This window comes from Actinomadura barringtoniae (assembly GCF_017573505.1).
GTDB lineage: Bacteria > Actinomycetota > Actinomycetes > Streptosporangiales > Streptosporangiaceae > Spirillospora > Spirillospora barringtoniae.
Genome location: NZ_JAGEOJ010000008.1, coordinates 198,764 through 215,266 on the forward strand (window position 1 = coordinate 198,764; position 16,503 = coordinate 215,266).

Below are 16,503 nucleotides of genomic sequence, written 5' to 3' on the forward strand. Positions count from 1 at the left end.
CGTTATATCCAGGGTTGCGGTGTGTCATCGGACATTCACGACAGCACCGGACGCCCTCAGCGGACGGTCAGGTCGGCCGTTTTGTCCCCCGCACTGATCTGGTACGCCCCCGGCTGCGCGACCGGGGTGCCCGCGCCGTTGATGTCGCCGGGCGTGACCGCCAGGTTGGACATCGGGAACGACACCGTGACCGACCTGGTCTCCCCCGCCTTCAGGCTGACGCGGGTGAACGTGGCCAGCCGCCTGGCGGGCGCCAGGATCCGGCTGACCGGCTGCGAGGCGTACACCGGCACGACCATGTCGCCGTCCCGGCCGCCGGTGTTGCTCACCTGGACCGTCACCTTCACGGTCCCGTGCGAGGACACCGACGACGAGCCGAGCGACAGGCCCCGCACGCCGAACGTGGTGTAGGACAGCCCGTACCCGAACGGGAAGAGCGGGTCGTAGGACGAGCTCGGCCCGCTGTTGGTGCCCGGCAGCTGCTGGTAGAACATCGGCTGGTCGCCGATCGTCTTCGGCCACGACACCGGCAGCCGGCCGCTCGGGTTCGCGCGGCCGAACAGCACGTCGGCGACCGCGGTGCCCGCCTCGCTGCCCGGCAGCCACGCCATCACCAGCTGCTTGGCGTCGGCCGCCTTGCCCAGCACGAGCGGCCGGGACGCGACGACGACCACGATGACCTTCTTGCCGGTGGCCTGCAGCCGTTCCACCAGGTCCTGCTGGTCGGCCGAGAGCTCGGGCGCCTCGCTGTCGTTCACGCCCTCCGCGCCGGGCTTCTCCCCGACCGCGACGATCGCGGCGTCGGCGTCCTTGGTCTTGTCGACGGCCTCGTCAGCGGTCTTGGCCAGCTCCACCTTGCCGTCGCCCAGGAGCTTCTTCACGCCCTGGTAGATCGTGACGCCCGGGTCGGTGACGTTGTCGGGGATCCCCTGCCAGCCGATGGTCCAGCCGCCGTCCTGCCACGGCACCGAGTCGCCGGCGGGACCGGCGACGACGACCTTGCCGAGCCCGGTGGACAGCGGCAGCGCGTTCCCGTCGTTCTTCAGCAGCGTCATCGACTCGGTGGCGGCCTTGACCGCCAGGTCCTTGTCAGCGCCGAGCACGGCCGCGTCGGCCTTGGACGGGTCGACGTAGGGGTGCTCGAACAGGCCGAGCTGGAACTTCAGCGTCAGCACGCGCGCCACGGCGTCGTCCAGCCGCGACCGCGAGACCTTGCCGCTCTTCACCTGGGCGAGCATGCCGTCGATGTAGCCGTCGACGGTGTCGGGCGGCAGCATCGCCACGTCCACGCCGGCGTTCATCGCGATGCCGGCCGCGTCGGCGTAGGTGCCCGCGATCTTGTACGCGGTCTGCAGCGACTGCACGTCGTTCCAGTCGCTGATCACCACGCCCTTGAAGCCCCACTGGCGGCGCAGCACGTCGGTGAGCAGGTACTTGCTCGCGTGCGCCGGGATGCCGTTGATCGCGCCGGAGTTGACCATGACGGTCTGCGCCCCGGCGTCGACGGCGGCCTTGTAGGACGGGAAGAAGGTGTCCTGCAGGTAGCGCAGGTCCAGCTGCGACGCGGTCCGGTCATGCCCGTTCAGCGGCGCGGAGTAGGCGGCGAAGTGCTTGACCGTCGCCGCGACCTGCCTGCTCTGCTGCATGCCCTTCACGAAGGCCGATCCCATGGCGCCCGACAGGTGCGGGTCCTCGGAGTAGGTCTCGTAGTAGCGGCCCCAGCGGGTGTCGCGCGCCACGTCCTGCACCGGCGCGAAGTCCCAGTTCGGACCGGTCGCCTTGACGGCCTTGGCCGTCGACTGGCCCATCGCCTCCGACACCGCCGGGTCCCAGGTCGCGCCGACGCCGGTCTGGTGCGGGAACTTGGTCGCCCCGAGGACGTTGTTGTGCCCGTGCACGGCGTCCACGCCGTACAGGATCGGGATGTGCAGCCGGTTGTTGTCGATCGAGTACTTCTGGATCGTGTTGACCATCTCGGCCCACGCGCTGGGCTTGTTCTGCGGCGGGGTCTCGCCGCCGCCCGACAGGATCGACCCGACGTGCTGGTCGGCGAGGACGTGCTTCATGCAGGCCTGGTTGAGCTCGCCGCCCGACCACTCGCACTCGCCCTGGATGTTGACGACGGCGGGCTGGGCCGTCTGGCCGACCTTCTCCTCCACGGTCATGCGCTTCAGCAGGTCGGAGACGCGTTTGGAGGTGGAGGCGGCCGGGTCGAGATAGGTGGGCGTGGAACGCGCGGTCGCCGGGCCGGGCGCCATGACCAGCGCCAGCACCGCGGGGACCATGAGCGCCCCAGCCCGTACGACGATACGGGGTACTGGGATGAGGGGTTTCACCAGCGACTCCTTACTCGGGGGTGGGAACCGCGCCGGTGGGCGCGGGAGCTGTGGCGTGCCGGTCGGCGGCCGGCGCACCGGAAGCCGTCGCGTGCCGGTGGGCACGGATGATCTCGGCGTAGCGGTGGCCGCTGTCCTTGACCGTGCGGGCCTGGGTCTCGAAGTCGACGTGCACGAGGCCGAAGCGCTTGTCGTAGCCGTAGGCCCACTCGAAGTTGTCCAGCAGGGACCAGGCGAAGTAGCCGTCCATCGGCACGCCCCGCCGGGCCGCCCGCGCGCACGCCGCCAGGTGCGACCGCAGGTAGGCGGTGCGCTCGCCGTCGTGGACGTGCCCGTCGGCGGTCACCAGGTCGGGGTAGGCCGACCCGTTCTCGGTCACCATCACCGAGCGCGGCGCGTAGTCCTCGTTCACCCGCACCAGCACCCGCTCCAAGCGGTCCGGGTGCACCTCCCAGTCCATGCCGGTACGGGGCGTGCCCGCGGGAGTGATCGGGCGGGCGTACGGGGCGGGGCCGTCCGGGTCGTTCACGGTGACCGAGCGGCGGTAGTAGTTGACGCCCAGCCAGTCCAGCGGCGCCCCGATCGTCTCCAGGTCGCCGGGCTCGACGGGCGGCTCGGTCCCGTACACCCGGATCATGTCCTCGGGGTAGCCCAGACCGTGCACCGGATCGAGCCACCAGCGGTTGTTGTGGCCGTCGTCGCGGCGCGCCGCCGCCACGTCCTCGTCCCGTTCGGTCGCGGGCTCGCACGAGGTGAGGATGTTGGTGATGCCGACCCTGGCGTCCGGGACCGCGGCCCGGAGCGCTCCAACGCCCAGCCCGTGGGCGAGCAGCAGATGATGGGAGGCGCGCACGGCGGCGGTCAGGTCCGTGGCGCCGGGCGCCATCTTGCCTTCCAGATGACCGATCCAGGCGGAGCAGAGCGGCTCGTTCAGCGTGGCCCAGTGCTTCACCCGGTCGCCGAGCGTCTCGGCGACGACGGCGGCGTAGTCGGCGAAGTGCATCGCGGTCTCGCGGGCGGGCCACCCTCCCCTGTCCTGCAGCGCCTGCGGCAGGTCCCAGTGGTAGATCGTCGCGTGCGGGGTGAGGCCCGCCTCCAGGAGCGCGTCGACCAGCCGGTCATAGAACGCCAGGCCCGCATGGTTGATCGTCCCGTCCCCCTGCGGCAGTACGCGAGGCCAGGCGATGGAGAAGCGGTAGGCGCCGAGGCCCAGGTCCCTCATCAACGCGATGTCCTCGGGCCAGCGGTGGTAGTGGTCGCACGCCACGTCGCCGGTGTCGCCGTTGTCCACGGCCCCGGGCACCCGGCTGAAGGTGTCCCAGATCGAAGGGCCGCGGCCGTCCTCGGTCACGGCCCCCTCGATCTGGTACGCGGAGGTGGCCGCACCCCAGGTGAAGCCGGGCCGGAACGCGCTCAGATCGATGTCGTCGAAGGGCGCGGAGTCGTCGAAGGGCACAGTTGTCCTCACTTCACGGGTCGCACGGGTCGGAGAGGTGGTCGGGAGAGCGGGGCTACTTGACGGCGCCCGCGGTGAGGCCGGTGATCAGGAAGCGCTGGAGCAGCAGGAACCCGGCGACGACGGGCACGCTGACCACGAGCGAGGCGGCCATCACCTGGTTCCAGAAGACCTCGTTCTGCGTCGAGTAGGCGCGCAGCCCGATCGAGAGCGTGCGGGTGGTCTCGTTGGTCATGACCGAGGCGAACAGCACCTCGCCCCACGCGGTCATGAAGGCGTACACGGTGACGGCGACGAGGCCGGGCACGGCGGCCGGGAGGATCACCTTGAACAGCGCGCCCATCGCGCCGCACCCGTCGACCTGGGCGGCCTCGTCCAGCTCGCGCGGCAGCGAGTCGAAGTAGCCGGCCAGCATCCAGATGGAGAACGGCAGCGAGAACGTCAGGTAGGTGAGGATCAGCGCGCCGCGGCTGCCGTAGAGGGCCAGGCCCGTCGCGTTGCCCACGTTCACGAAGATCAGGAAGAGCGGCAGCAGGAACAGGATGCCCGGGAACATCTGCGTGGACAGCACGGTGATCGTGAAGACCCGGCGGCCTGGGAACCGGTAGCGGCTGACCGCGTACGCGGCGAGGATCGCGATCGCCACCGAGGCGACCGTCGCACCGCCCGCGATGATCACGCTGTTCACGAAGTAGCGGGCCAGCGGGACGGTCGTCCACATGTCGATGTAGGGCCGCACGGTCGGGTGGGACGGGAACCAGCGGAAGTCGCCCTGCACGTCCTGCAGCGGCTTCAGCGACGAGCTGACCATGGCGTACACCGGGATCAGCGTGAAGACCGTCAGCAGGGTGAGCACGATCCGCCGCGTCCAGATGAACGAGCGGGGCGGGTCCATGGGCGATCGCGCGGATCGCCTCGGGCGATCGGGCGTGCGCCTTGAGCGGCTAGACACGGGCGGCCCTCCGTCGCGAGGTGGCCAGGAGGTAGACCACCGAGACCAGCAGCAGGAACAGCAGGAGCAGCACCGACATCGCGGCGCCGGCGCCGAAGTTCCAGGTGACGAACGACTCCTGGTAGATGTGCACCGAGATGAGGTCGCCGCGGTCGGGGGCGGCCTTGCCGAACAGCACGAACGGCGTGTTGAAGTCGTTGAAGGTCCACAGGAACAGGACCAGCACGAGCACCTGGTTGATCGGCCGCAGCGCGGGCATCGTGATGTGCCTGACCTGCTTCCAGATCCCGGCACCGTCGATCGCGGCCGCCTCGTACTGCTCGCGCGGCACGTTCTGCAACCCGGCCATCAGCACCAGGAACGCGAACGGCCAGGACCGCCACACGATGACGGTGATCAGCGCCCAGAAGCTGTTGTCGCCGATCAGCCAGAACGGCCGGTCCGAGCTCACGTGCAGCTGGTCCACCAGGACGTGGTCGACCATGCCGGTGTCGCGCTGGAAGAGGAACGACCAGGTGATCACGGCGGCGTAGACCGGCAGCGCGTACGGCACCAGGAACAGCGCGCGCAGCAGCCCCCGGCCGCGGAAGCGGTCCTGCATGAGCACCGCCGCGGTCGTTCCGAGCAGCCACGACAGCCCGACGGCCAGGATCGTGACCAGGACGGTGACCACGAACGAGCGCAGCAGGTCCTTGCCGACGGCGCCGTGCAGGTCGACCGCGACCCGGTAGTTGTCCAGCCCGGCCGACGGCGCCTTCGACCAGTCCCGGATGAAGAACAGGGTCAGCTCGCGGAAGCTCATCCACAGCCCGGTGACCATCGGCACCAGGTGCACGATCAGCTCGGCGACGACCGCCGGCAGCAGGAGCAGGTACGGCAGGCCGCCGCGCCGCAGCCGGCCGCCCAGGCGGCCGGGCGGGCGGCCCCGGCGGGCGGCGCGGCGGGCGAGCACGCCCGTCCGCGCCGGTCCCGCGGGGTCCCGCCTGGTCGTGCCGGGCGTGGTCACACTCACCCTTACTGGCCCATCTTCTGCTGGGCGGTGGTGAGCTTGGCCTTGACCGACTCGGTCGTCACGGCGCGGCCGGCCGCCGCGTCGGCGAACAGCTCCTTGACCGCCGTGCCGACGAGCGTCTCGAACTCGCTCTCCTTGGGCACCTGCGGCAGCGGCGCGGACTGGCTCTCCAGGATCTGCCTGAACGTCTTCATGTCATCGGTCTGGAACGCCGGGTCGCTCTGGGCGGCCTTCACCGGCGGCACCGACCCGTAGGTCTTGTTGAGGAGCTTCTGCTCGTCGTCACTGGTCATGAACTTGACGAACTTCATCGCGCCGTCGCGGTTGTCGGTGTTCTTGAAGACCGCGAGGTTGATGCCGGCGACCATGGAGGAGATCGGCCGTCCGCCTGCGGGCGGGGGCGAGGGCGCGGGGATCGGGACGACGCCCCACTCCCCCTCCTTCATCCCGAGGTTCTTCAGGTTGCTGGCGGCGGACTGCCACATGATCATCGCGGACCTGCCGGTGGCGAAGTCGCGCAGCGACTGGTTGGCCGAGTACTCGGCGTTGCCCGCCGGGGCGATCTTCTCCTTGCCGAGCAGGTCGACGTAGGACTTGATCGCGTCGACCGCGCCCGGGCTGTCGAAGCTGGGCTTGCCGTCGGCGGTGAAGTAGTCCGCGCCGTGCTGCTGGCCGAGGATGAACGCGTTGTGCACGTTCTCGGGGATGCTGGCGCCCTCGATCGCGATGCCGTACTTGTTGCCGTGGGTGAGCTTGTGCCCGTCGGAGATCAGCTCCTGCCAGGTCTTCGGCGGCTCCAGCTTGGCGTCGGCGAACTGCTTCTTGTTGTAGTAGAGCCCGTACGCCGAGGAGTAGAGCGGCACGGCCGTCGGAGGCTTGCCCTGGGCGCCCGCGGCGGCCAGCGCGGACGGGATGAAGCGCTGCGCACCGCCGATCTCGCCCATGGCCTTGGAGTCGAACTGCATCAGGCCGCCGGTCGCCTGCAGCGAGGCCGACCAGGTGTTGCCGATGTTGAGCACGTCAGGCCCCTGACCGGACGTGGTCGCGGCGAGGATGCGGTTCAGCAGGTCGGTCCACGGGACGACCTCGAGCTGGACCTTGATGCCCGTCTGCTTCTCGAACTTGTCGAGCTCGGGCTTCAGGACTTCCTTGTCGTTCTCCAGGCTGGTGCCCTGGTTGCTGGCCCAGTACGTGAGCGTCTTCGGGGCGGAGTTGCCGCCGCCCGAGGAGGTGCCGCCGCCGCACGCGGACGCGGCGGCGAGAAGAAGACCTGCGGCCGCGAGAGCCGTGGCCTGTCTGACGAAGGGGTGGGGCATCTGCGCGGCCTTCCGCATCGGAGGTGACCTCGTGGATGAACGAAATCGGGGGTGAACGGGAGATTTACATCACATCTTTATTCATGTCGTGATCTAAGCAGTGACATAATGGGCGGTCAAGACCTGAATCTGGGGGACGTGCGGCCCGATCCGGCCGCCGGGAAAGGGGGCCCGGATGCCGGATGGTTCCCGGCGCACGGTGCGTGACCTGCGGCGCGGCAATCGCTCCGCGCTGCTGCGGCGGCTCTATTTCGGGGGTCCGCTGACCCGCCAGGAGCTGAGCCGTGAGACGGGGCTGAGCCAGGCGTCGGTCAGCAACGTCGTCGCCGAGCTGCTCGAGACGGGCCTGATCACCGAGGCGGGCAGCGTGGAGTCCGACGGCGGCCGGCCGCGGATCCTGCTCAAGACCTCGCCCGAGCACGGCCACCTGGTCGGCGTCGACGTGGGCGAGACGCGCGTGGTGGTCGAGCTGTTCGACCTGGAACTCACCCGCCTGGCCAAGGCCGACCTGCCGCTCGGCGACGGCGGCCACGACGTGGGCGCCGTGATCGAGCACATCCTGTCCGGCCTGGAGTCGGTCATCAAGGAGAGCGGCGTCGACCCGGCGGAGGTCATCGGCGTCGGCGTCGGCGTGCCGGGCACCGTCGAGCACGGCCCGGAGGCGGTCGTGCACGGCCAGACGATCGGCTGGGACGCGGTGCCGCTGGAGAAGATGCTGCGCGCGGGGACGGACCTGCCGCTTTTCGTGGACAACGGCGCGACCGCCCTCGGCCAGGCCGAGATGTGGTTCGGCGCGGGCCGCGGGCACCGCAACGCCGTGATCGCGCTCATCGGCTCGGGCGTCGGCTCGTGCCTGGTCATCGACGGCACGCCGTACCGCGGGGCGACCGGCAGCGCGGGCGAGTGGGGCCACACCACCGCGCGGGTCGGCGGGGCGCTGTGCCGCTGCGGCGCGCGCGGCTGCCTGGAGGCCTATGTCGGCGCCGCCGCGCTGCTGGAGCGCTACCGCGCGGCGGGCGGCACGACCGGCCACGACGAGGAGGACGCGGTCGGCCGGCTGCTCGACGACCCGGCGATGCCGGCCGCCGAGATCCGCGCCGAGATCGTGGCCTACCTCGGCGCCGGGATCGCCGACCTGGTCAACCTCTTCAACCCGGAAAAGATCATCATCGGCGGCTGGGCCGGGCTGCTGATCGGCGACCGGATGCTCGGCCGGATCCGCGAGGCCGCCGCGCAGTACGCGCTGCGCCAGCCGTTCGCCCAGGCCTCCATCGAGCTGTGCCACCTGGGCCCGGAGGCGGTGGCGGTGGGCGCCGCCACCCTGCCGCTCGCGCACCTGCTCGACAGCGGCGGTGCCGCCCTCGTGGAACGGGCTTCAATCACAACTTAAATTAAACCCTGGAGTCATCCTCGGGGTCAGAGATCGCCCGGGGTCAGAGGTCGCCCGGGGTCAGAGGTCGCAAGGGTCAGAGATCGCGCCTGCGGACGAAGCCGTGCCGCGCGAGGAAGTCCACGAACCGCTCGCCGGCCGCCGTCAGCGCCCTGCCACTGCCGTCGCACCGGCCGCACTGGACGTACTTGGGCATCTGCGGCTGTGAGTTCAGGTGCTCGTCGATCGACCGCTGGATGGCGGCGACGACGGCCGGTTCGTGGAGCGATCCCTGCTCGCCGGTGAAGGGGGCCGCCGCGGCACCGCCGGGGCGGCCCACCTCGACGCCCCGCATGCGGTCCACGGTCTGGCGCGCGACCTTGGCGAGGCCCATGAGCTCGTCGGCACGTTCCTGCCAGCGCTGCCAGTCGGCGGGAACGACCTCGCCCGTCCCGCCGCACGACGCGCACGGGGTCTCGAGGGAGGCGAGCAGGTAGGCCCATTGCTCGTCCGCCGGGTCCGGAGCCGTCATCGCAGCACGCACCCCAATCCGCAGGCGGCACGCGTCACCGCCCGCTCTACGCGGCAGTCGCCCCCGACGGTTCACATCCGACACCAGAGGCCAACCGCGTGTCTAGCGCTCCGTGAGAATCCCGGCCCCCTTCGTGTCCGGTTCGCTCCACAGAGCGAGGTACCCGCCGATTCCGGGGAGTCAGGCGCCCGTGCTCGAACCGGGCCGGACGATCATCAGGACGACGACCACCGCCCACAGGAGGGCGAACATTCCGGTGACCATCGACAGCGCCTTGGCCTTGGGCATCAGCGCGGCCCTGGCCTGCTCGTCGCCGTCCATGCCGGCGAGGAGACCGGCTTGATCGGGGATCACCTTCAGGGCCAGGACGAGGGCGGCGACCAGGGTCAGCACGATCGAAATGATCAGCCAGGTGTCGCCGAGCACGCCCATGCCGAGGGCGACGGCCAGTCCGAACACCGGCACGATGATCCCGCCGAAGGCGTACCCGAGGCTGATGCGGTGCAGCGTCCGCAGCACCCCGAGATCGCCGTCCCCCTCCAGGGCGCGGCGCGCCAGCGGCGGGAACATGCTCGCGGCCACGGTCACCGGGCCGATGAAGATGATGGCGGCCAGCACGTGGACGCTGAGCAGCACTTTGTTCATGGGGAGGCTTCTCTCGTGTGAGGGTCAGGCGTTCGCGCCGCGGAAGGAGCGGCGGTAGCTCTGCGGGCTGGTCCCGACGACCTCGCGGAACCACTCCCGGAACGTGGTGGTGGAGCCGAAGCCGACCTGCCGGGCGATGTGGTCGATCGAGCAGCCGGTGGTCTCCAGGAGGTGCTGGGCGCGGCGCAGCCGGGTGATGTGCAGCCAGCGCAGCGGGGTCGTCCCGGTCTGCTCGCGGAAGCGGCGCGACAGCGTGCGGGTGCTCATCGAGGCCTGTTCGGCGATGTCCTTGAGGGTCAGTTCGCGGTGGCTGTTGTCCTCCAGCCAGAGCAGCAGGGGGCCAAGGCTCGCGCCGTCCTTCACCGGGTGCTCATGGACGATGAACTGTGCCTGCCCGCCGTCGCGTTCCAGCGGCATGACCGCCAGGCGCGCCGCGTCGGCCGCCACGGCCGGGCCGTGGTCGCGGCGGATCACGTACAGGCACAGGTCGAGCCCGGCAGCGGCACCCGCCGAGGTGAGGATCTGGCCGTTGTCGACGTAGAGGACGTTCGGGTCGACCTGCACGGCCGGGTAGCGGCGGGCCATGTCGTTCGCCGCGATCCAGTGCGTGGTCGCGCGCTTGCCGTCCAGGATCCCGGCCTCGGCCAGGATGAACGAGCCGACGCAGATCGACAGGATCCGCACGCCACGCCGGGCCGCCGTGCGCAGGGCCTCCAGGACCTCGGCCGGCGCCTCGGAGGGGTCGGCGCCGTGGCCGGGCACGACGATCGTGTCCGCCTCCGCGAGCGCGTCCATGCCGTACGGGACGGTCATGCCGAACATCTCGGCGGCGATCTCCCGCTCGGGCCCGCACACCCGTACCCGGTAGGGGAGGCTACCATCGGGCAGCCGGACCCGGTCGAACGCGTCGAGCGGCAGCGCGAGGTCGGTGGCGACCACTCCGTCCAAAGCCAGGACGGCGACGATGTGCTTGCGTGGGTGGCCCATTCGGCCAACATGACCAGGTTCTGGCCACGCCCGTCAAACGCCTGGCTCAAACCCGTCGATTTATGGCCTCCAGGCCGCGTTCAGCGCCCTGACCACCGGAAACCGGCGTGCGGGCGACCGCGAGCGGCCTGGACTCAGTGGGCGGCGGCGTCCCAGTCCGAGCCGCTGCCGACCGCGACCTCCAGGCCTACGCTGAGGGGGTATGCGGTCGTCATCCGGTCGCGGACGATCTCCTCCACCCGGTCCCGTTCCCCCGGCGCCACCTCCAGCACGACCTCGTCGTGGACCTGGAGCAGCAACCGGCTGCGCAGCCCCGCCTCGCGGAGCGCCTCGTCCACCCGCAGCATCGCGATCTTGACGATGTCGGCGGCGGAGCCCTGGATCGGGGCGTTCAGCGCCATCCGCTCGGCGGTCTCGCGGCGCTGGCGGTTGTCGCTGGTCAGGTGGGGCAGGTAGCGGCGGCGGCCGAGAATCGTCTCGGTGTAGCCGGTGCCGCGCGCCTCGCCGACGACGTGCTCGAGGTAGTCGCGGACGCCGCCGAGCCGCGCGAAGTAGGCGTCCATCAGCGGGCGCGCCTCGGCGACCGCGATGCCGAGCTGCTTGGCCAGGCCGAACGCCGACAGCCCGTAGGCCAGCCCGTACGACATCGCCTTGATCTTGCGCCGCATGTCGGCGGTGACCGCGTCGCGGGCGACGCCGAACACCTGCGCGGCCATGGTGGTGTGCAGGTCCTCGCCGGACTCGAACGCGGCGACCAGCGTCGGGTCCTTGGACAGATGCGCCATGATCCGCAGTTCGAGCTGGCCGTAGTCGGCGGTCATCAGCGCCTCGTAGCCCTCGCCCGGCAGGAACGCCTGGCGGATCCGCCGGCCCTCGGCGGTGCGGATCGGGATGACCTGGAGGTTGGGCTCGGTGGAGGTGAGCCGGCCGGTGGCGGCGACGGTCTGCTGGAACGAGGTGTGGATCCGGGCGTCGGCGCCGATCTCACGGATCAGCCCGGCCACCGTCATCCGCAGCCGGGACTGGTCGCGGTGGTGCAGCAGCACCTCGGGCATGCCGTTCTCGGTCTGGGTGGCGAGCCAGGTCAGCGCGTCCACGTCGGTCGAGTGCCCGGACTTGATCTTCTTGGTCTTGGGCAGGCCCAGGTCGCCGAACAGCACCTCCTGGAGCTGCTTGGTGGAACCGGGGTTGAAGCGGCGCCCCGCGATCTCGGCGGCCCGGTCGGTGGCGCGCTCCATCTCGTTCTCGAACTGCTTCTCCAGCTCGCGCAACAGGGCGTCGTCGACGAACACCCCGTCCCGTTCCAGCTGGGCCAGCAGCGCCGACAGCGGCAGCTCCACCTCGCGCGCCACCGCGTCCATTCCGGTGTCGGCGAGCTCGGGCCCGAACTTGGCCGCCAGGTCGAGCACGGCGCGGGCCTGGACCATCAGCCCCTCGGCGCCCTCCTCGGGCGGCCGGTAGCCGAGATGCCGCGCGGAAAGGTCGGCGATCCCGTACGCGGCCAGCCCGGGCAGCAGCAGGTAGGCCGCCACCGCGATGTCGACGGCCACTCCCCCGATCCGCCAGCCGCGGTCGGGAAAGACGTGCAGCAGCGACTTCACATCGTGCAGGGCCTTGGGACGCTCAGGATCGGCCAGCCACGCGGCGAACGCCCGATCGTCCTCCTCGGTCAAAGCCTCGGGCTCGAAGCTGACCGCCATGTCCTCACTCGCCAGCGCGATCCGCCGCACCCCGCCCGAGCCGCGTACCCAGACGCAGTCGGCGGCCAGGCCCAGCACGCCGGTCCTGCCGGTGAGCCAGCCCGCCAGCTCACCGGCTCCGAGCTCGCGCCCCCTCAGAGCCGCCGTCTCATCCGCGGCGGCCTCTTCCCGCCCGCCGCCCGGATCGGCCGCGAAGAGCCGCTGCCGCAGGCTGGCGTTGCGGAACTCCAGCTCGTCCAGCAACCGGGTGAACGCCGTCAGGTCGTAGGGACCGCGCCCGAGATCGCCCAGCCCGAGCGGCAGCTCGACGTCCCGCACCAGCTCGGTCAGCCGCCGGTTGAGCCGGACCTGGTCGAGCGCGTCGCGGAGCTTCTCCCCCGCCTTGCCCTTCACCTCGTCGGCCCGTTCCACCAACGCGTCCAGCGAGCCGAACTCGCGGATCCACTTGGCGGCGGTCTTCTCGCCGATGCCCGGGATGCTCGGCAGGTTGTCGGACGGGTCGCCGCGCAGCGCCGCGAAGTCGGGATACTGCGCGGGCGTCAGGTCGTACTTGGCCTGGACGGCCTCCGGCGTGTAGCGGATCATCTCCGACGCCGTCCGGTAGAAGTACAGGACCGTCACGTCGTCGCTGACCAGCTGGAGCACGTCCCGGTCGCCGGTGATGATCAGTACCCGGAAGCCGTCCGCCGCCGCGGCCGTGGCCAGCGTCGCGATCACGTCGTCGGCCTCGAAGCCCGGCACCCGCAGCGTCGCGATGCTCATCGCCGCCAGCAGGTCGTCCAGCACCGTCATCTGGCTGTGGAACTCGTCCGGAGACCGCGTCCGCCCGGCCTTGTACTCCGGGAACGCCTCGGCCCTGAACGTCTGCCGGGACACGTCGAACGCCACCGCGACATGCGTCGGCTGCTCGTCCCGCAGGGCGTTGGCGAGCATGTTGGCGAAGCCGTACACCACGTTGGTGGGCTGTCCCGAGGTGGTGCTGAAGTTCTCCACGGGCAGCGCGTAGAACGCCCGGTAGGCCAGCGAGTGGCCGTCCAGGAGCAGCAAGGTCGGCCGGTCGGTCATGCCCCCATCCTGACAGCCGCCTCCGACAGTTTCACCGGCGATCAGGCCTCTGAAGTGAGGAAATCCCAGAGGTGGCGGGCCGTCTCGTCCGGCGCCTCCTCGGCCAGGAAGTGCCCGGCCGCCACCGGCCCGCCCTCCACCCGGTCGCACCACGCCCGCCAGATCTCCAGCGGCTCGTACCACTGCGCGACCGCGCCCGAGCCGCTCCACAGCGCCAGGGTCGGACACATGATCTTGCGGCGGCCCCGGTCGGCCTCATCGTGCGCGACGTCCAGCGTGGCCGCCGCCCGGTACTCCTCGCAGATCGCGTGCACGGACTCGGGATCGGTGAACGGCCGCACGTACTCGGCCCGGAGCTCGGCCGGAAAGGCGTCCGGGACGTCCGACCACGAGTCCAGCATGTGGTTCACGACCAGGGCGGGATCGGCCGCGATCAGCCGTTCGGGCACGGGCGCAGGCGCCGCCAGGAACGACCACACCCAGTAGCCGAGGCTGAACTCGGCGTCCGCGCGGGCGTAGGCGTCGCCGGTCGGGACGATGTCGAGCACGGCCAGCCGTTCGACGGCCTCCGGATGATCGAGCGCCATCCGGTAGGCGCAGCGCGCACCCCGATCGTGCCCGACCACCGCGAACCGGTCGTGCCCGAGCGTCCTCATCACCTCGACCTGCTCGCGGGCGATCTCCCGCATGCTGTACGGCGCGTGGTCGGGCGCGCTCGGCGGGGCGGCGCTGTCACCGAAGCCCCGCAGGTCGGTGGCGACGACGGTGAAGGCCTCGGCCAGCCTGGGCGCCACGCCGTGCCACATCAGATGGGTCTCCGGAATGCCGTGCAGCAGCAGGACCGGCGGCCCTTCCCCGCCGCGCCGCCCGTGCACGGACCCGTCCGCCGTGGGGACGTCGAACTCCTCAAAGCCCTCGAACACCTCACCGCTCCCTTTCGGAGATTTGTGCCAATTCACGTTCTGGCCCCTCTGTGTCAACGTCACTGTCAACAGGTCACCCGATCATCTGCTGGGCCGTTGCGCCCCAGATGAGGCTTGCGCGTCCCGCCCGAGCCCCGCCCGAGAGGAAGACCCGTATGACCTCTGTGAATCGCCGACGATTCCTGCAGCTGGCCGGCGGCACCGCAGCGATGACGGTGCTGCCCGAGAGCATCGCCCGCGCGGCCGCGATCCCCGCGAGCCGCCGGACCGGGTCCATCCGGGACGTCGAGCACATCGTGGTGCTGATGCAGGAGAACCGCGCGTTCGACCACTTCTTCGGCACGATGAAGGGGGTCCGCGGGTTCGGCGACCCGCGGCCGGTCACGATTCCGAGCGGCAAGACGGTCTTCCACCAGCCGAACGGCGCGGGCGAGGTCCTGCCGTTCCATCCGGACGTGGACGACCTCGGCATGAAGTACCTCACCGGGCTGAACCACGACTGGAACGGCGGTCACAGCGCCTGGAACGGCGGCCGGTACGATAACTGGATCCCGGCCAAGACCAAGTACACGATGGCCTACTTCGAGCGGAACGACATCCCGTTCCACTACGCGCTGGCCGACGCGTTCACGATCTGCGACGCCTACCACTGCTCGTTCATCGGGGCGACCGACCCGAACCGGTACTACATGTGGACCGGTTACACGGGCAACGACGGCAAGGGCGGCGGCCCGGTCCTGGGCAACGACGAGAAGGGGTACGGCTGGACGACCTACCCCGAGCGGCTGGAGAAGGCGGGCGTCTCCTGGAAGATCTACCAGGACTCCGGCATCGGGCTGGACGGGCCCGGTTCGTGGGGCTGGACCGACGACGCGTTCATCGGCAACTACGGCGACAACTCGCTGCTGTACTTCAACAACTACCGCAACGCCACGGCCGGTAACCCGCTCTTCGACAAGGCCCGGACCGGGACGACGGTGAAGAACGGCGGCACCTACTTCGACGTCCTGAAGAAGGACGTCGCCGCCGGCAAGCTGCCGCAGATCTCGTGGATCGCGGCGCCCGAGGCCTACAGCGAGCACCCGAACTGGCCGGTCAACTACGGCGCCTGGTACATCGCCCAGGTGCTGGACGCCCTGACCGCCAACCCGGACGTGTGGAGCAAGACGGTCCTGCTGGTCACCTACGACGAGAACGACGGCTTCTTCGACCACGTCGTTCCGCCGTACGCCCCGGCCTCTGCCGCGCAGGGCCTTTCCACCGCCTCCACGGCCGGCGAGATCTACGCAGGGGGCAACGGCTACTCGGCCGGGCCTTACGGGCTCGGGCCGCGCGTGCCGATGTTCGCCATCTCCCCCTGGAGCAAGGGCGGCTGGGTCAACTCGCAGACGTTCGACCACACCTCGATCATCCGCTTCATGGAGGCGCGGTTCGGGGTGGCCGAGCCCAACATCACGCCGTGGCGGCGTGCGGTCTGCGGCGACCTGACGACGGCGTTCGACTTCTCCGCGACGCCCGACCCCAAGCCCGCGCCGCTTCCCGACACCAGCCACTACATCCCGCCGGACAAGAACCGCCACCCCGACTACGTGCCGGCGCTCCCCTCCCCCGCGATGCCCAAGCAGGAGCCCGGCCAGCGCCCCGCCCGTCCCATCCCCTACGACCTGGCGGTCACGGGCAAGGCCGACACCGCGACGGGCCGCTTCCACCTCACGTTCGCCAGCAAGGGCAAGGCGGGCGCCGCGTTCTACATCACCTCCGGCAACCGCACCGACGACCCGTGGACCTACACCGTCGAGGGCGGCAAGTCCATCTCCGACAGCTGGAGCACCTCCGGGTCCGCCGGGGTCTACGACCTGCTGGTGTACGGGCCGAACGGCTTCTTCCAGTACTTCCACGGCAACGCCAAGAACGCCGAGCCCGAGGTGATCATCGACCGGGACGGCAACAGCGGCGACCTGCACGTGGTGGTGGCCAACCCCGGCAAGGAGGTCCGCGAGGTCTCCATCACCGACGCCTACGGCCGCAAGTCCGCCGCCACGCACACCATCAAGGTGGGCGGCCGGGTCCGGCACGCGGTGAGCCTGCGCCACAGCTCCTCGTGGTACGACCTGACGGTGTCGTCCTCGGACGGCTTCGTGCGGCGCATGGCCGGGCACATCGAGACCGGCCGCCCCTCCCTGAGCGACCCCGCACTCGGCTGACCCCCT

At 70.5% G+C, this 16,503-nt stretch carries 12 protein-coding genes; 2 read left to right on the plus strand and 10 right to left on the minus strand.

From position 1 onward, the window contains the following. Window positions 1–56: 56 nt before the first annotated feature. Genes J4573_RS20770 through J4573_RS20790 form a run of 5 tightly spaced genes read right to left on the minus strand, consistent with a single transcriptional unit; the run spans window position 57 to window position 7,090 of the window. Window positions 57–2,336 carry a glycoside hydrolase family 3 N-terminal domain-containing protein gene (locus J4573_RS20770; protein ID WP_208257430.1) on the minus strand — a complete coding sequence of 760 codons (2,280 nt, stop codon included), beginning with the start codon at window positions 2,334–2,336 and terminating at the stop codon, window positions 57–59. Window positions 2,337–2,346: 10 nt separating this feature from the next. Then, window positions 2,347–3,792: a GH1 family beta-glucosidase gene (locus J4573_RS20775; protein WP_307796750.1), complete on the minus strand. Its 1,446-nt coding sequence runs from the start codon at window positions 3,790–3,792 to the stop codon at window positions 2,347–2,349. A 55-nt stretch (window positions 3,793–3,847) separates the two neighbouring features. Further along, entirely contained in the window at window positions 3,848–4,687 is an 840-nt protein-coding gene (locus J4573_RS20780; RefSeq protein ID WP_208257431.1) for a carbohydrate ABC transporter permease, read from the minus strand. A 49-nt stretch (window positions 4,688–4,736) separates the two neighbouring features. After that, entirely contained in the window at window positions 4,737–5,756 is a 1,020-nt protein-coding gene (locus J4573_RS20785; protein WP_307796752.1) for a carbohydrate ABC transporter permease, read from the minus strand. 2 nt (window positions 5,757–5,758) lie between these two features. After that, on the minus strand, window positions 5,759–7,090 hold the full coding sequence (locus tag J4573_RS20790) for an ABC transporter substrate-binding protein (protein ID WP_208257432.1): 1,332 nt from the start codon (window positions 7,088–7,090) through the stop codon (window positions 5,759–5,761). A 157-nt stretch (window positions 7,091–7,247) separates the two neighbouring features. Between J4573_RS20790 and J4573_RS20795 the strand changes: the two genes are divergently transcribed. Next, window positions 7,248–8,462 carry an ROK family transcriptional regulator gene (locus J4573_RS20795; RefSeq protein WP_208257433.1) on the plus strand — a complete coding sequence of 405 codons (1,215 nt, stop codon included), beginning with the start codon at window positions 7,248–7,250 and terminating at the stop codon, window positions 8,460–8,462. A 76-nt stretch (window positions 8,463–8,538) separates the two neighbouring features. Here the strand turns inward: J4573_RS20795 and J4573_RS20800 are convergent, their stop codons facing one another. The 5 genes from J4573_RS20800 to J4573_RS20820 all read right to left on the minus strand — a co-directional run bounded on the left by J4573_RS20800 (window position 8,539) and on the right by J4573_RS20820 (window position 14,293). Next, the gene (locus J4573_RS20800) at window positions 8,539–8,973 is read right to left on the minus strand and encodes a hypothetical protein (protein WP_208257434.1); all 435 of its coding nucleotides are present in this window, start codon (window positions 8,971–8,973) and stop codon (window positions 8,539–8,541) included. A gap of 180 nt (window positions 8,974–9,153) precedes the next feature. Next, the gene (locus tag J4573_RS20805; RefSeq protein WP_208257435.1) at window positions 9,154–9,618 is read right to left on the minus strand and encodes a hypothetical protein; all 465 of its coding nucleotides are present in this window, start codon (window positions 9,616–9,618) and stop codon (window positions 9,154–9,156) included. A 24-nt stretch (window positions 9,619–9,642) separates the two neighbouring features. Next, window positions 9,643–10,605 (minus strand): GlxA family transcriptional regulator, encoded by a 963-nt coding sequence (locus tag J4573_RS20810; RefSeq protein ID WP_208257436.1) that lies wholly within the window; start codon window positions 10,603–10,605, stop codon window positions 9,643–9,645. 134 nt (window positions 10,606–10,739) lie between these two features. Beyond that, window positions 10,740–13,370, minus strand: a complete 2,631-nt coding sequence (gene polA / locus J4573_RS20815; protein WP_208257437.1) for a DNA polymerase I — start codon at window positions 13,368–13,370, stop codon at window positions 10,740–10,742. Window positions 13,371–13,411: 41 nt separating this feature from the next. Continuing rightward, a complete protein-coding gene (locus J4573_RS20820; RefSeq protein ID WP_208257438.1) occupies window positions 13,412–14,293 on the minus strand; it encodes an alpha/beta fold hydrolase in 882 nt (293 codons plus the stop codon). A gap of 155 nt (window positions 14,294–14,448) precedes the next feature. Here J4573_RS20820 and J4573_RS20825 point away from each other — a divergent pair, with 155 nt between their 5' ends. Next, window positions 14,449–16,497 (plus strand): phosphocholine-specific phospholipase C, encoded by a 2,049-nt coding sequence (locus J4573_RS20825; protein ID WP_208257439.1) that lies wholly within the window; start codon window positions 14,449–14,451, stop codon window positions 16,495–16,497. Window positions 16,498–16,503 lie beyond the last annotated feature (6 nt).

Coding starts and splice junctions, on each gene's coding strand:
- J4573_RS20780 (WP_208257431.1), bottom strand. CDS start 4,687: ATGGACCCGCCCCGCTCGTTCATCTGGACGCGGCGGATCGTGCTCACC.
- J4573_RS20790 (WP_208257432.1), bottom strand. CDS start 7,090: ATGCGGAAGGCCGCGCAGATGCCCCACCCCTTCGTCAGACAGGCCACG.
- J4573_RS20795 (WP_208257433.1), top strand. CDS start 7,248: ATGCCGGATGGTTCCCGGCGCACGGTGCGTGACCTGCGGCGCGGCAAT.
- J4573_RS20800 (WP_208257434.1), bottom strand. CDS start 8,973: ATGACGGCTCCGGACCCGGCGGACGAGCAATGGGCCTACCTGCTCGCC.
- J4573_RS20805 (WP_208257435.1), bottom strand. CDS start 9,618: ATGAACAAAGTGCTGCTCAGCGTCCACGTGCTGGCCGCCATCATCTTC.
- J4573_RS20810 (WP_208257436.1), bottom strand. CDS start 10,605: ATGGGCCACCCACGCAAGCACATCGTCGCCGTCCTGGCTTTGGACGGA.
- polA (WP_208257437.1), bottom strand. CDS start 13,370: ATGACCGACCGGCCGACCTTGCTGCTCCTGGACGGCCACTCGCTGGCC.
- J4573_RS20825 (WP_208257439.1), top strand. CDS start 14,449: ATGACCTCTGTGAATCGCCGACGATTCCTGCAGCTGGCCGGCGGCACC.